13 protein-coding genes are annotated in these 15627 nt (G+C 45.5%); all 13 read left to right on the top strand.

Annotated features, from left to right (window positions below; genetic code table 11):
* Window positions 1-75: 75 nt before the first annotated feature.
* The 13 genes from B3O12_RS00960 (at window position 76) to B3O12_RS00900 (ending at window position 15614) form a co-directional block, all read left to right on the top strand.
* Window positions 76-3900 (top strand): efflux RND transporter permease subunit, encoded by a 3825-nt coding sequence (locus B3O12_RS00960; RefSeq protein WP_286754972.1) that lies wholly within the window; start codon window positions 76-78, stop codon window positions 3898-3900.
* A gap of 10 nt (window positions 3901-3910) precedes the next feature.
* Entirely contained in the window at window positions 3911-5335 is a 1425-nt protein-coding gene (locus B3O12_RS00955) for a TolC family protein (protein ID WP_286754971.1), read from the top strand.
* Between the two features lie 21 nt (window positions 5336-5356).
* Window positions 5357-7138 carry an efflux RND transporter periplasmic adaptor subunit gene (locus B3O12_RS00950; RefSeq protein WP_286754970.1) on the top strand — a complete coding sequence of 594 codons (1782 nt, stop codon included), beginning with the start codon at window positions 5357-5359 and terminating at the stop codon, window positions 7136-7138.
* A 128-nt stretch (window positions 7139-7266) separates the two neighbouring features.
* Window positions 7267-7725, top strand: coding sequence for a potassium channel family protein (locus tag B3O12_RS00945; RefSeq protein WP_286754969.1), 459 nt, complete (start codon window positions 7267-7269; stop codon window positions 7723-7725).
* Between the two features lie 140 nt (window positions 7726-7865).
* A complete protein-coding gene (locus tag B3O12_RS00940) occupies window positions 7866-8378 on the top strand; it encodes a DUF3347 domain-containing protein (RefSeq protein ID WP_084121523.1) in 513 nt (170 codons plus the stop codon).
* A 143-nt stretch (window positions 8379-8521) separates the two neighbouring features.
* Window positions 8522-8908, top strand: a complete 387-nt coding sequence (locus B3O12_RS00935; RefSeq protein ID WP_157370187.1) for a 5-fold beta-flower protein — start codon at window positions 8522-8524, stop codon at window positions 8906-8908.
* A gap of 93 nt (window positions 8909-9001) precedes the next feature.
* Window positions 9002-9439, top strand: a complete 438-nt coding sequence (locus tag B3O12_RS00930) for a hypothetical protein (protein ID WP_084123564.1) — start codon at window positions 9002-9004, stop codon at window positions 9437-9439.
* A 24-nt stretch (window positions 9440-9463) separates the two neighbouring features.
* Window positions 9464-9928, top strand: coding sequence for a nuclear transport factor 2 family protein (locus B3O12_RS00925; protein ID WP_286754968.1), 465 nt, complete (start codon window positions 9464-9466; stop codon window positions 9926-9928).
* A 19-nt stretch (window positions 9929-9947) separates the two neighbouring features.
* A complete protein-coding gene (locus tag B3O12_RS00920) occupies window positions 9948-10634 on the top strand; it encodes a hypothetical protein (RefSeq protein ID WP_286754967.1) in 687 nt (228 codons plus the stop codon).
* Window positions 10635-10644: 10 nt separating this feature from the next.
* A complete protein-coding gene (locus tag B3O12_RS00915) occupies window positions 10645-12999 on the top strand; it encodes a multicopper oxidase domain-containing protein (RefSeq protein ID WP_286754966.1) in 2355 nt (784 codons plus the stop codon).
* A gap of 10 nt (window positions 13000-13009) precedes the next feature.
* Entirely contained in the window at window positions 13010-14323 is a 1314-nt protein-coding gene (locus tag B3O12_RS00910; RefSeq protein WP_286754965.1) for an APC family permease, read from the top strand.
* A complete protein-coding gene (locus B3O12_RS00905; RefSeq protein ID WP_286754964.1) occupies window positions 14320-15033 on the top strand; it encodes a PepSY domain-containing protein in 714 nt (237 codons plus the stop codon). Before B3O12_RS00910 ends, B3O12_RS00905 begins: the two co-directional genes overlap by 4 nt.
* Window positions 15030-15614 carry a DUF2911 domain-containing protein gene (locus tag B3O12_RS00900; RefSeq protein WP_286754963.1) on the top strand — a complete coding sequence of 195 codons (585 nt, stop codon included), beginning with the start codon at window positions 15030-15032 and terminating at the stop codon, window positions 15612-15614. The genes B3O12_RS00905 and B3O12_RS00900 overlap by 4 nt, the downstream gene beginning before the upstream one ends.
* Window positions 15615-15627: the final 13 nt, after the last annotated feature.

Genomic DNA, 15627 nt, shown 5'->3' with positions numbered 1-15627 from the left:
CATTATGCTGCGCCACAAGTGCATGCATTTGTATGCGCTCAAGTCAATCCAGTTTTAAAGAAAATTGAATGAAAAATGCTCAATTCCATAATCAAATTCTTTCTCGAGAATAAGCTCGTTACCGTTCTCGTATTGCTACTCATTGTAGCCTGGGGCATAGTCACTGCTCCTTTTAACTGGGAGACAAGTTTCCTCCCACGTGACCCGGTTCCGGTTGATGCCATCCCGGACATTGGCGAAAACCAGCAAATCGTTTTCACTGAATGGATGGGACGTTCTCCACAGGATGTGGAAGACCAGATCACCTATCCGCTCACCACGGCTTTGCTGGGCCTTCCCGGTGTAAAAAGTGTGCGGAGTAGTTCAGCTTTTGGCTTTTCCAGCATCTACATCATTTTTAATGAAGACATTGAGTTCTACTGGAGCCGGTCACGGGTGCTGGAAAAACTCAACTCTTTACCGGCAGGTTTGCTTCCACCGGATGTGCAGCCAAAACTTGGCCCTGATGCTACCGCCCTGGGGCAGGTGTATTGGTACACGCTGGAAGGCCGGGACAAAGACGGAAACCCTACCGGAGGTTGGGATCTCCACGAACTGCGCACCATCCAGGACTATTACATACGCTACGCCCTCACTGCAGTGGAAGGGGTGGCAGAGGTGGCTTCTGTGGGTGGATATGTCAAAGAATACCAGGTAGATGTTGACCCTGCCGCACTGAAAGCGCATGGGGTTAGCCTCATGGATGTGATGCAGGCCGTAAGAAACAGCAATATCGATGTGGGAGCCAACACCATTGAAGTAAACCGGGTGGATTATTTCGTAAGAGGCCTGGGTTATGTAGAAGAGCTGGCTGATCTGGACAAGGCTGTAGTAAAAGTAACGGACAATGTCCCGATCCGGGTAAAAGATGTTGCCAAGGTAAACATTGGCCCCCAACCAAGAAACATGAGCGGCATCCTGGACAAATCAGGAGCTGAAGCTGTGGGCGGAGTGGTCATTGCCCGCTACGGTGACAACCCCTTGAAAATCATCAATGCGACAAAAGCGGAAATTGAAAAAATAGCCGATGGACTTCCGTCCAAAACACTGGCAGACGGCACGGTTTCTAAAGTAACGATAGTACCCTTCTATGATCGCACCGGCTTGATTTACGAAACCCTTGGTACCTTGTATGAAGCCATCAGCCTGCAAATATTGATTACCATCATTGTGATCATTGTGATGGTGTACAACCTGCGGGCATCTATCCTCATTTCAGCGCTTTTGCCACTGGCGGTACTCATGTGCTTCATATTCATGAAATACTTCGGAGTAGATGCCAACATTGTAGCCCTGTCCGGTATTGCCATTGCCATCGGCACCATGGTCGATCTGGGGATTATCCTGAATGAAAACATTCTCCGGCACCTGGAAATTGCCCCCGAAGGCCAGTCAAAATTAAAAACCGTTTATGAAGCCACTACCGAAGTAGCTACAGCCATTATCACGGCTGTTAGTACTACCATCGTCAGTTTCCTGCCGGTATTCACACTACAAGCTGCCGAAGGCAAACTTTTCGGGCCGCTGGCTTACACCAAAACTTTTGCTCTGGTGTCTGCCGTGATTTTTACCCTTGTCATCATGCCGGCTTTTTCGCATTGGATATTTTCCATGAAAAAGGCAAAAGGCAAAACGGGACTGTACCTGAACTATCTTTTGCTAATTGCCGGGCCCGTAATTGCCTTTACCGTATGGTCATGGGCAGGCTGGGTGCTGTTTGGTTTCGGGCTGGTGAACGTGCTGCTGCACCACTACCCTGATAGACTGGGAAAATACCGCGATCTGATGATGGTGGGCGTAACAGTAGTGACTGTAGCCTGGCTACTGACCACCGAATGGGTACCTTTGGGGGTATCCAATAGCCTGCTTGTCAATTTTCTGTTTATTGCTGTAATCCTCGGACTGGTGCTTGGCACCTTCGCTTTGTTCCTCAGGCTTTACCCTAAAATACTCATGTGGTGCCTGGACAATAAAGGCTTGTTCTTCATAGCGCCAGTGGTGATTGTCCTGTTAGGAGCCAATATCTGGCTGGGTTTCGACAGGGTATTTGGTTTTTTGCCAAATACGACTGAGAAACTTGGTTGGAACCTGAGGGAAACTTCCGGATGGACGGCAGCATCAGAGGTTTTCCCCGGTTTGGGGGAAGAATTCATGCCTTCGCTCAATGAAGGTTCATTCTTGTTGATGCCTACATCCATGCCACACTCCGGCATTGAAGTGAACCGGGAAGTATTACAAAAACTGGACATGATGGTAACGGCCATCCCCGAAGTGGAAATGGTGGTCGGTAAAGCCGGCCGTGCGGAAACGGCCATTGATCCGGCCCCTATCTCCATGTTTGAAAATACCATCAGCTACAAAAGCGAATATGTTTCGGATATAGATGGAACCAAGCAACGCTTTCGGGTGAATGATGATGGTCAGTTTCTGCTTCAAAATGGAGACGTTTATGACCCGGAAACCATGTCCCCTGAGCAAATAGATATAAAGCATCTCACTCCTGATCCTGATGGAGAATATTTCCGCCAGTGGCGGGATCACATCAAAACACCGGATGACATTTGGGACGAAATTGTTGGTGTCGTCAATATTCCGGGCGTAACCTCCTCTCCCAAACTTCAACCGATCGAAACCCGGCTGGTAATGCTCCAAACGGGTATGCGGGCGCCCATGGGGATCAAGGTTTATGGGCCAGACCTGAAAACCATTGAAGAATTTGGGTTACAATTGGAAAAGTATCTCAAGGAAGTTCCCTCTGTCAAGAAAGAGGCTGTTTTTGCCGACCGTATTGTCGGCAAGCCCTACCTCGAAATTGACATTGACCGAGATCAGATTACCCGCTACGGGCTCAATATCCGGGATGTACAAGACTATATAGAAACGGCTATTGGCGGAATGCAAATCAGCACCACGGTGGAAGGCCGGGAACGCTTCCCGATCAGAGTCCGCTATGCCCGTGAGTACAGGGATGACCCTTCGGCCATAGAGTCCATGCAAGTACCTACGCCACTGGGCAATTATATCCCACTTGGGCAGCTTGCAGACATCACCTACCGGCCTGGGCCCGAAATGATCAGGGGGGAAAATAGCTTTTTGGTGGGGTATGTACTCCTGGACAGGCTCCCGGAATTTGCGGAGGTAACAGTAGTGGAAGATGCGCAACGCCACCTTCGCGAGAAAATTGATTCGGGCGAACTCATTGTACCTGCCGGGGTTCGTTATGAATTCTCAGGAAGTTATGAAAATCAAGTAAGGGCTGAAAAGCGATTGGCCATAGTGGTTCCGCTTTGTCTTGCGGCTATTTTCCTTATCCTGTATTTCCAGTTCCGGGCTGTCTCAACCACCTTGTTTGTATTCACGGGGATTGCGATGGCTTTTTCAGGGGGCTTTATGATGCTCTGGCTTTACGGTCAGGACTGGTTCATGGATTTTACTGTCTTCGACACCAACATGCGGGAGCTTTTCCAAATGAAGGTGTATAACCTGAGTGTGGCCGTTTGGGTCGGGTTTATTGCCTTGTTCGGGATTGCCACAGATGATGGCGTTGTAGTGGCCACCTATTTGAAGCAAAGCTTCGAAAAACGGGAACCGGAAAGCGTGAAAGAGGTGCGTAACGCAGTTTTGGAGGCCGGACAAAAGCGGGTATTGCCAGCCATGATGACCACAGCCACCACCTTGTTAGCACTTTTGCCGGTGCTTACTTCATCAGGCCGGGGTTCGGATATCATGATCCCAATGGCCATTCCCTCATTCGGGGGTATGATCATCGAGATCATTACAGTACTGCTGGTGCCAGTCCTATACTGCTGGTGGGCAGAGCGCAAGTTAAGACGCAATCCCGAAGTATTTACTGAATCATAAATAGAGGAAGATGAAAAAAATAGCAATCATATTCCTGTTGTTTTTAGGAGTTCAGTCCACAAGCTTTTCACAAAGCCTGGATGAATACCTGAAAGTAGCAGCAGAAAACAACCCGGAGTTAAAAGCCTACTTCAATGAATATCTGGCCTCTTTGGAAAAAGTACCTCAGGTGGGAGCACTTCCTGATCCTGAACTGACCATGGGTTTCTTCTTTCAACCAATGGAGCGGTTCATGGGCAACCAGCAAGCCGACATCCAGTTGATGCAGATGTTTCCCTGGTTCGGCATGCTGAAAACCCAAAAGGATGAAGCAAGCAAAATGGCACTGGCGCAGTACGAAGTGTTTCAGGATGCCAAATACCGCTTGTTTTATCAGGTAAAAAACACCTGGTATCAACTGTATCGGCTAGAAGAGGAAATCCGCATTACGGAGGAAAACCTTGAGATTCTTAAACAGTATGAGCGGCTGGCGCTCATTCGTTTTCAGAGTGCAGATATAGGAACCGGTTCCGGCCCTAGCAATATGCAGCAAGCTACAAGCATGAACAGCGGTTCCTCCACCTCATCAGCATCGTCAATGGGTGGAATGAGCGGTGGAATGACCAGTGGCACTTCCGGTAAAAGCAGTTCAAAAGGTGGTTCTTCAATGGGTACTTCCTCATCAATGAACGGGGGCGGGTCAGGCATGAGTGATGTGCTCAGGGTAAGGATTCAGATCAAGGAACTGGAAAACACACTTGCCTTGCTTGAAGACTCCCGACTGCCCATTAAAGCCGAATTCAATCAGTTGCTTAACCGGGATATCAATGAAGTGGTAAGCATAGCCGATTCATTGAGCGGATCAGTAGTCTCTTGGGAGCGCCAGGCTTTGCTGGACAGCATTACGCACAACAATCCCATGTTGAAAATGCTGGATGCCGAGGAAGAAGCCTATGAGGCACAGAAAAAGATGGCTCGGCTGGAAGGCAGGCCTATGTTGGGGGCAGGCGTCAACTATATGCCCTTTAGTCCAAGGACAGAAAATGGAATGCCGATGGGCGGCAATGACATGGTGATGCCCATGTTGAGGCTGACTATACCCATCTATCGGAAAAAGTACAATGCTTTACAGAAAGAGGCGGAATTGAAACAATTGGCCGTTCAGCAGCGCAGGGAAAACACCGTCAATCAGTTGACCACCCGATGGTCAACCGCCTTGCGGGATTTGGACGATGCAACCAGAAGGACAAAGCTGTACCGGGAGCAAACCGACCTGGCCAGGCAAACTCTGAACCTGCTGATGACCAGCTACGCTACTGACGGACGGGATTTCGAGGAAGTGCTGCGGGTACAACAGCAATTGCTCGATTATCAACTCAAGCTGATCACTTCAATAGTAGATCAGCACGTCACCATTGCCATGCTGGAAAACCTGGCAGCAACAGAACTGAATTAATTGATCTAAAAAGTTAAAACGATGAAAGAAATATTTAAAAATAAAAAACTCCTACTGATCGTGCTCGTAGCGCTGACATTGGGAGGCGTACTCGGCTGGATGGTAAAACCATCTTCAGGTCATCAGGAGACGGAAGCAGCCGTGCATAACCATGATGAAGGTAATGAGGTTTGGACCTGTTCTATGCACCCGCAGATCAGGCAATCGGAACCCGGCCAATGTCCCATTTGCGGAATGGACCTGATACCAGCTTCCACTAAACGGTCATCAGCCAGTTCGAATCCATTGATTCATGAGATGACCCCTGAAGCGGTGGCCATGGCCAATATCCATACCTCCAGAGTTACAGGAGTGTCACCTGAAGGTGAGCTTTTCCTTACCGGTAAAGTGAAGGCCGATGAACGCCAGTTGGCTTCCGTTACGGCAAAATTTCCCGGGCGAATAGAGCAGCTCTTTGTAAACTTCACAGGGCAGGTGGTAAGAACCGGGGAACGATTGGCCACCATTTATTCGCCTGAGTTGGTTACAGCCCAAAAGGAATTATTGGAAGCTGCCTCCACGAAAGAGACCTACCCTGAGCTTTATACTGCTGCACGTGAGAAGCTCAGGCTTTGGAAACTCAATGAAAACCAAATCGATGAAATAGAAAAAACAGGAAAAGTAAGGGATCAATTTGATGTTCTCGCAGACAAAGGAGGTATAGTGACCCAGCGAAACATTGCCGTGGGCGACTATGTGGGTACCGGATCAGTATTGTTTGATGTGGTCGATCTGAGCCGAGTCTGGATCATGATCGATGCGTACGAATCCGATCTGCCATTTGTAAAAATTGGTGATGAAGTAAGCTTTACGGCTGCCGGGATCCCCGGACAAACATTCACAGCAAAGGTCACTTACATAGACCCGGTGATTAATCCAAATACACGGGCGGCTTCTGTTCGTGCAGAAGCTTATAACAGAAGTGGGGAACTACGGCCTGAAATGTTTGTCAATGCACAGGTTAAAACCACACTTCGACAAGGACAATCATCCCTGGCCATACCCCGTACCGCTTTGCTCTGGTCGGGCAAACGCTCCATTGTATATGTCAAGGTACCCGACACAGAATTCCCTACCTACGAAATGCGTGAAATCACCATTGGCCCACGTATGGGCGAAATGTGGCTGGTGGAAGCCGGACTGGAAGCGGGTGAAGAGATAGTGACCAATGGAGTATTTGCCATCGATGCGGCTGCACAACTTTCCGGAAACTACAGTATGCTCATGCGTCCGGATGTGAAAACCATGGACGTACCACAGGCTTTCAGGGAACAAATCACAGCGCTGGCCGATGCTTATTTCAAAGTAAAGAATGGTTTGGTTGCTGATGATCCAAAGGCTACACAATCCGCATTGGAACAGTTGGAGGCAGCTTTGGACCAGATTGACATGGCCGGGCTGAAAGGCCAGGCACACGATCACTGGATGGCTTTGAAACAGAAGTTTTCAGAAGCAACTAAAATGATGCAGGCTGAAGAAAGCCTGGATGGCCTGCGGCAACACTTCTCAATGCTTTCTGAAAATATGCTGGAGATGACCGAATCTTTCGGACTGGAAAAGGACAAAGTGTACAAGGATTTCTGCCCGATGGCATTTGACAATAAGGGCGCATTTTGGCTCAGTGAAACGGAAGAGATTCTCAACCCCTACTTCGGTGAGTCCATGCTCTCCTGTGGTGAGGTAAAAAAGACTTATCTCAAAGGCCAAAAAGTTTTTGAGGAAGGAGGCCCTGCCAAGCAAGCAGCTGGTGGTCATAATCACTAAAAATTACGGATAAATCCAAGTTAAAATTTGAAGCAATGAAATTATTGAAGTTCATCGGGCAATTGGTAAATAAATCAAGCATAACCATTCTGTTTATTAGTATAGTCTTCCTGGTTTATGTGTTATTAATGAAGTACATCGACCACAGCACCCGATCGATTATTATACTTATTCCGGTACTGGCTCTTTGCAAGGTCATTTTCTTCACCTTCTTCACCTTCCGAAAGATGCAGGCTTTGATGAACCGCCTTGCTGGAATCAGTGAGGTGCTTTTGATTTTTGCATTACTGGTAGTCTTAATGAGCTTCTCATTTGCAACAGATTTCTCCTGTTTGGCAGAGTTTGACAGGCAATCATTTAAAGGGATAAGTGATAATACCAACATGTCTTCTTGGAAAAGGCTCTTTGATTACTTCTATCTGAGTGTTGTCACTTTCACTTCCCTAGGATATGGGGACATTGTGCCTCTTTCTATTCCTGCCAAGTTGCTAGTCATGATGGAAGTAGGTCTAAGTTTCCTGCTCGTGATTTTTGGCCTTTCAAATATCAAGTTGATTCAACATAAAATATCAAATACAATTCAATGAAAACTTGCTGTAAAACAGGAGATGAAAAAGCTCCTTCAACAATAAAAAAATGGGGCAGCCGGATTGCCTGAGGAATAGTCATTCTTCTGGTCACTGGTTTAGCCCTGATTCAAGTATTTAACCTTTAAACAAATAGAAAAATGAAAAAAACAATGATCATGCTATGCCTGGCTTTAGTAAGCTGGGGAGCAAACGCACAACACGACCATGCAGCGCATGGTGCACAAACAAGCAGTCAAACGATGGAACCAATGTTTAAAGACAAGGCATTGGGTTCTTCCTACACGCACTACATTCATTTGAAGAATGCTTTGGTGGCCTCTGATTTTCAGCAAGCAAAATCTGCTTCTGAATCTTTGGTGAAAGCTCTTCACAATGTAAAAGGAAGTGATAAAGTCCATATAGAGGCGGCCAAAGTTGCGCAGGCAGGTTCACTGGAAAACCAGCGAAAGGCTTTCACCGCCTTAAGCAATGAGATGGCCACTTTGGTGAAGGGTGCTGATATCAGCATGGGAGAACTCTATCTGGAATACTGCCCCATGGCCAACGGCAACACAGGAGGCTATTGGCTTTCCAATGAAAAGGATATCCGCAACCCCTACTTCGGTGACAAGATGCTGAAGTGCGGAAGCGTAAAAGAGACAATTAACTGACACAAGTCCTGGCATAAGGGATTGGGTTCACGATAAGCTGAGCCCGATCCTTACACCAGGCACAAATCAATGAGAAATGAAAAAGAACATCATTTTCAGCATCGTATTCCTTGGAGGAATGCTGCTGGTAGCACATGGGGGTCTTGGCACAGCCAAGTAGCAAGACAGAGCAACGCCTTATACATATCAATGGAAAAGGCGAGGTATCGGATGACCGGGGCACCAAACTCGGGTACATCAGTAAAGAAGACATAGTCTTTAACAATCAGGGTCAAAAACTGGGCTTTATCAAAAATGGTAAAGTGTATGATGCTGAAGGAAATTCCCTGGGCAAAGCCAAAAAAGATGGCCGCTATTACAACAATGATGGAGTTTTCATTTTGAGTACCAAAACGATGGGTGATAAATGTGAAATCCTGGATCTGGAAGGTCACAAGAAAGGCACGGTACACAAAAACTATAAACTACATGCGTGTGCTGCTCACTGTTTCTTCTTGGAACAGGAAATGAAAAAAGAGGAAGATAAGTAAAAAGTAAAGCCCTGTTGGAGAGTGGCTCTTGTGTAGGTTGTCATGCATACAATCCTGCCGCCACTCTTCCATCAGGCACCAAACAGAAAAGTCATGAAGAAGAAAACCAACAAGGACAACCCTAAGACATCTACCCGGAATCTGGTGTATGTCTACCTGACCATTGCGGCATTATTAGTGACAGCCACAGCATTGGTGTATTGGATTAACCATCAGCAGCTAAAGCCTTCTGTCAGCTATATCCAGGATGAAATTGAGCGACCAGTTGAACCAAGCCTGGTATGTATGGTCAATGACGCCTATATGGGTGTAGCCCAAATCCCGGTACCGGTCAATGGCAAAACCTATTATGGTTGCTGTGAAATGTGCGTGGATAAGCTTAACAACCTGGAAAGCGCAAGGATCGCGATTGACCCCTATAGTGGTAATCCTGTAGATAAATCAGAAGCATTTATAGTAGTGACTAACCAACAAGGTGCAGTTGCCTACTTTGAATCAGAGGCTAATTACAACGCATTTAAGAAAAACTAAAAACAATCCTTTAACCCAAAATCCATGAAATTGAAACTGCTTTTTTTAGGTCTTGCTGCCATAGTGGCCGTGAAGACTCAAGCGCAACAGTCGGATGAAATTAACAAGGTAAAACAAGTCCTGGAATCATACAAACAGGCCATTGAAAGCCTCGACACAACGGGCACAGGTAATTTATTTGTATCGCAATCAATTGTTATTGAATCAGGCAAAGTTGAAGGCCGATATCAGGACTATCTGGCCAACCACCTGGGCCCGGAGCTCCATCATTTCGAATCTTTCAAGTTTAGTGACTATGAAGTAGCCATTGAAGTCGCTTTGCCATTTGCCTTTGCCACTGAAACCTACATATACACAATTGTGCTAAGCAATGACAAATCAGTTATTGAGCGAAAAGGAGTTGCCACCAGCATTTTGAAAAAAGAAAACGGTCAATGGAAAATATGGCAAACTCATTCGTCAGCAAGAAGACCACAGACCAATCATTAATCACCTAAATAATTTAACAATGAAAAATATTCTAAAAGCAGTCGTATTGCTACTATTCACTACGGCAACCGTATCGGCTCATGACGGCCACAAAAGCAAACAAGACAGCACCGCCCAACAAGCGGATACTGTGATGACCACCCCCACCAGCGAGGCAGATCAAAGTGAACATGAACATACCAGTGAGGCAGTGAGCCACGATGCGCATGAGAAAGATGCACACCACGAAAAAAAGGTCACGGCTGATTTGGCAGATTTCCCCACAATCCATCCACTGATTGTCCATTTCGCTATCGTATTACTGATTGTGGGGGCCATTCTGGCGGTTGTCAACATCTATTTCATCAAAAAGGAATTGGCGTGGACAGCCTTTGCCCTGGTGCTGGTAGGTTTTGTAGCTGCTTACTTAGCTGGCAGAAACTTCCATCCGCATACTCACGGACTAACCGAACATGCCAAGCTCGTGCTCGAACAACATGACTTCTGGGCTGACTGGACGATCAATCTTGGGTTTATTGGAGTGTTGTTGCAAGGGGTCAACCTGTTCATTTTCAAATCCAGAAGATGGGCAATGGCTATTGTAGCAGTTGTGTTATTGAGCGCTGCTTATGCTGTGGCACAGGCAGGACATTACGGAGCACAATTGGTACACATAGAAGGTGTAGGGCCGCAAGGTAATTTTTTGGAACTGGAGCATGAACATTAAACATCAGATAATGAAAAAATTCCCTAATATAATTTTAGCAATTTTCGCATTTGCCTTGTCTTTTTTATTATCAGGGCTAACTAATGCGCAAAACCTCACTGAAAAATCAGTCGAAGGCAACACTGATAACCTTCCTGTAAGAGAATATGCCATCTCCATAAATGAGCTGGAAGTGAACAAGGCAGGCAAAGAAGTAATGGGAATGGCCATTAATGGCAGTGTCCCGGGACCCACACTTACTTTTACTGAAGGTGAATATGTCGTAATATATGTAAAAAACGAGATGGATGAAGAAACTTCCATTCACTGGCACGGTTTGTTGTTGCCAAATTTTTATGACGGGGTTCCTTACCTTACCACTCCGCCCATCGCGCCTGGGGAAACACAGAAGTACGAATTTCCCCTGAAACAAGCCGGTACCTATTGGTATCATTCACATACCATGCTGCAAGAGCAGAGTGGTGTTTTTGGCTCTATTGTCATCCATCCCAAAGAAGAAACCCTGGCTTACGATAAAGAACTTGTCATAATGCTATCTGACTGGACAAATGAAAAGCCCATGAACGTACTCCGTTTTTTGAAACGAGGAACTGAATGGTACAATTGGCGAAAAGGTACGGCTACCCCCTTAAATCAGGTTATTGCCAGAGGCGCTTTGGCAGCACAGTTAAACTTCTGGAGGCAGAGAATGGAAAGTGCTGACATTGCCGACATTTATTACCCGGCCTTTTTAGTAAATGGAGAACAAATTCAGGAATATCCCAATTTCAAACCGGGAGAAAAGGTTAGGCTAAGAATTATTAACGGGGCAGCTTCTACCTCGTTTTGGATGACGTTTGGTGGTGAGGAGCCCACTTTAGTTGCGGCTGATGGACTAAACGTTGAGCCGGTCAAGCGCAATAAAACATTTATTGCCATTGCGGAGACCTACGATTTTATTGTAAATATTCCGGAAAGTGGAAAGATGGAATTTCGGGCCACCGCTCAGGATGGTTCGGGAACAGCCTCTGCTTTTTTGGGCCAAGGAGAAGTTTTAGCAGCCGAAGATGTTCCCCGCCCTGATAAAATAGGGATGATGATGCAAATGGCAAAAATGGACATGCGCATGGGGGCTCCTGCCCTAAAATTTAATCCCAAAAAGGACGATCCCCAAAAAATGATGGAGAACTGGGGAATGCAAATGAAAAGCGACAAAAAACAGGATAATGGCATGCCGGGTATGAATATGACAGGAAATAAGGAAGAGGGCTCCCAAATGGATCATTCCGGAATCAATATGTCTAATGATAAAAGCTCCCAAATGGATTCGTCAAGTGACCCTATGGCTGACATGGCCGGGATGGAAAACATGGAAATGTTTTCAGAATACAATTATAATTACCTCAAATCACCTAATAAAACGGTTTACGAAAAGGATGTTCCAGTCAATGAAATCCTGCTCAATCTTACTGGGAATATGAACCGCTACATCTGGAGCATGAATGGGATTCCACTGTCAGAAACTGACAAGATAAAAATCAAAGAGCGGCAAATTACCCGAATCACCCTCAATAACCTGACTATGATGCACCACCCTATGCACTTACACGGCCATTTTTTCCGTGTCATCAACGAAAACGGGGACTACTCGCCCCTGAAGCATACGGTGAATGTACCCCCGATGCAGAAAGTTACAATTGAGTTTTACGGGAACGAATATGGAGATTGGTTCTTTCATTGTCATCTTCTTTATCACATGATGGGAGGAATGGCACGTGTAGTCAGCTATGATACCCCGGAAGACCCTAGAATGAAACCCTTTCCAATTTCCAAACTGATTCACGAAACCAACCGCTTCTATAGTTGGGGAATGGCAGATGTTGCTTCACATAATACAACCGTAAATCTGACCACCTCAAACATCCGCAATCAATTCAATTTATCAATGGAATACGGATGGAATCAGAACCTGGAAGCTGAATTTTCTTATGAGTATTATCTGTACGATTATTTGAGGGTTTTTGGAGGTATTAATGTTGAGAATACCACCAGGAATAGTTTGGATGATATGAAGACAATTGCCGTGGCTGGTATCCGGTGGTTTACACCTTATATGTTCAATGTTGACCTAAGGATAGATAATGAGCTTCGGCCTAGAATTGGAATCGGTCGATCGCTGATGATATTTCCGAAGTTATCAATTTTTGGCTATTACGAATATCAAATTGATGCAGGATTGGTAAACGGTCTGGAGGCCGGCCAAAATTACAAAGAAGAAATTGTATGGAGTGCCGGTGCACAATACATGCTTTCTAAGAATTTTTCACTGATGACAAGCTATGACAACCGCTTCGGAGCAGGGGGCGGATTATCTGTCATGTTTTAATTAGGAAGTTATGGAAGAAAGTTATAAAAAAGGAAGTTTAAGTTTATTAGGATCAATTGCTTTAGGCACTGGTGTAATGATCGGTGCAGGAATCTTTGCATTATTGGGCCAGGTGGCTGAACTGTCAGGGACCTGGTTTCCTTACATTTTCGTTTTGGGAGCTCTCATTTCAGCATTTAGTGCTTACTCCTACATCAAAGTTTCTAATACGTATCCTTCGGCTGGGGGGATAGCCATGATTTTGAAAAAAGCTTATGGTAAATCAACCATAACAGCTTCTGCATCATTATTAATGGCACTATCCATGGTAATCAACGAAAGCCTGGTTGCCAGAACTTTTGGCTCTTATACCCTACAACTGTTCGAAGTTGAAAACAAGGAACTTTGGATTCCCATATTGGGTGTTGCTCTTTTGGTTAGCGCTTTTTTGATTAACATATCTGGCAACAAGCTGATAGGAAAGTCATCACAGTTCATGTCATTTATCAAAATTATCGGAATTCTGATTTTTGCCATAGGAGCTCTCTGGGCAGTGGGTTTTTCTCTGGAAGGGTTGATACCAAAAGCCATCGAAAACACTGATTATTCAGCAACCAGTTATATTGGGGCTTTAGCACTTTCCATTTTGGCCTACAAAGGATTCACTACAATAACTAATAGTGGTGGCGAAATTACAGAACCTCAAAAAAATGTTGGCCTGTCTATTATTATTTCTTTGTTGATATGCACAGTGGTGTATTTTCTGGTTGCTTTCGCTGTAAACTCAAGCCTTACAATCTCTGAAATTATTCAAGCCAAAGATTACTCCCTTGCTGAAGCTGCCAGACCTGCTTTTGGAGATTTTGGTCTTCATTTTACCGTTGCTATTGCCATAATAGCTACTATTTCGGGAGTGATTGCCAGCATTTTTGCAGTCTCTCGTATGACGGCTATGCTTACAGATATGGAACTTATTCCACATAGTCATTTGGGCATGTCAGGCCGAATACAGAAGCACATGTTGGTGTATGTGGTGTTTATCGCTATCATCCTGACTATTTTCTTTGATCTGTCCAGAATTGCTTCCATAGGAGCCATTTTTTATTTGGTGATGGACATCATTATTCATTGGGGTGTATATAAGTATTTGAGGAAAGAGGTGAAAGCCAATGGAACAATTGTACTCACAGCGATGGTGTTGGATTTCATCGTATTGGCAGCTTTCTTATGGATCAAGGCATCATCTGACCTTTTGGTTCTTATTGTTTCTGCATCTGTGATGCTACTAGTTTTCGCAGGTGAAAAATGGTTCTTAAGTCGAGCAGATAAATCTACCCAAAAATGAAACGAAACAGAAACTACTACATCCGAAAAACACACCGGTATCTGGGGATTTTTATAGGCATTCAGTTTATTGGGTGGACGGTCAGCGGCCTCTATTTCAGTTGGACGGATATTGACGAAATCCATGGAGACCAGTTCCACCATGAGCATGTCACGACCCATTCACCCCGGAACCTGATCAGTCCGGCACAATTGGATTCAACGATTGGTATTTCATCCCTTGAGCTTCGCTACATCAATCACCAACCGCATTATTGGGTCAACGATAGTCTGCTCTACAATGCCCAGACCGGACAAATCAAAAAGGGCATAACCGAAACGGAGGCGGTCGAAATCGCACAGAACCATCTTGTAAAAAACCTGGAAATCCTGAAAACAGAATGGATTACTGAAACCGACAACCATCATGAATACCGTGGCAGGCCGCTACCAGCCTGGGCTGTCCACTTTGATCATCCCGAAAAACTGGTAGCGTACATTGATGCCTCCAATGGCCGCTTTGAGCGGGTAAGGCACAACAGTTGGCGTTGGTTCGATTTTCTCTGGATGTTTCACACCATGGATTATGCCGGGCGGGACAACTTTAACAATTGGCTGCTCAGGGCATTTTCAGTCTTTGGCCTATTTACAGTGCTATCAGGCTTTACACTTTACGCAGTATCCTCTAAAACTTTCTTAAAAACCACTTCAAAACTTAAAAAGAATAAATGATGAACAAACTGATTTACACACTTGCACTGGGATTGCTGATCGTATCCTGCCAAAACAAAAAAGGTGAAAATGGTGGTCACGAACACCATCAGCCGGAAAAAGCACCTACTGAGCAATCGGACAACTCGAAAAAGAGCATCCCTCAGGAAGCGCATGGCAATGTGGGTGATGCCCACGTTTCTGTGTACTACCACTCACCTGCGGTTCGAAGTAGGGTCATTTGGGGCGGCCTGGTACCTTTTGACGAAGTTTGGGTTGCGGGTGCCCACAGTGCCACCAGCATAGAATTTTCCAAAGCAATCGAGATAGAAGGTACGACCATACCCAAAGGGAAATATGCATTCTTTACTATCCCCGGACAGGAACGCTGGACGTTGATCCTAAACAAAAACTGGGAGCAGCACCTTGCTGATGATTACGATCAGGCAGAGGATATTATCAGGATCGAGGTAACACCTGAAACAGAAATGCCGCTATCAGAACGGCTTACTTATACCATTGAAGACAAAAGAGAGGGTTCGGGCGCTATCCGCATGTCTTGGGAAAAGCTAAGTGTTTCCCTTCCATTTAAAACAGATTAACCACTAAAATTTT

The organism is Roseivirga sp. UBA838 (assembly GCF_002296035.1).
GTDB lineage: Bacteria > Bacteroidota > Bacteroidia > Cytophagales > Cyclobacteriaceae > Roseivirga > Roseivirga thermotolerans.
Note: the sequence above shows the minus strand (reverse complement) of the source record. Positions and strands in the feature narration are given on the sequence as shown.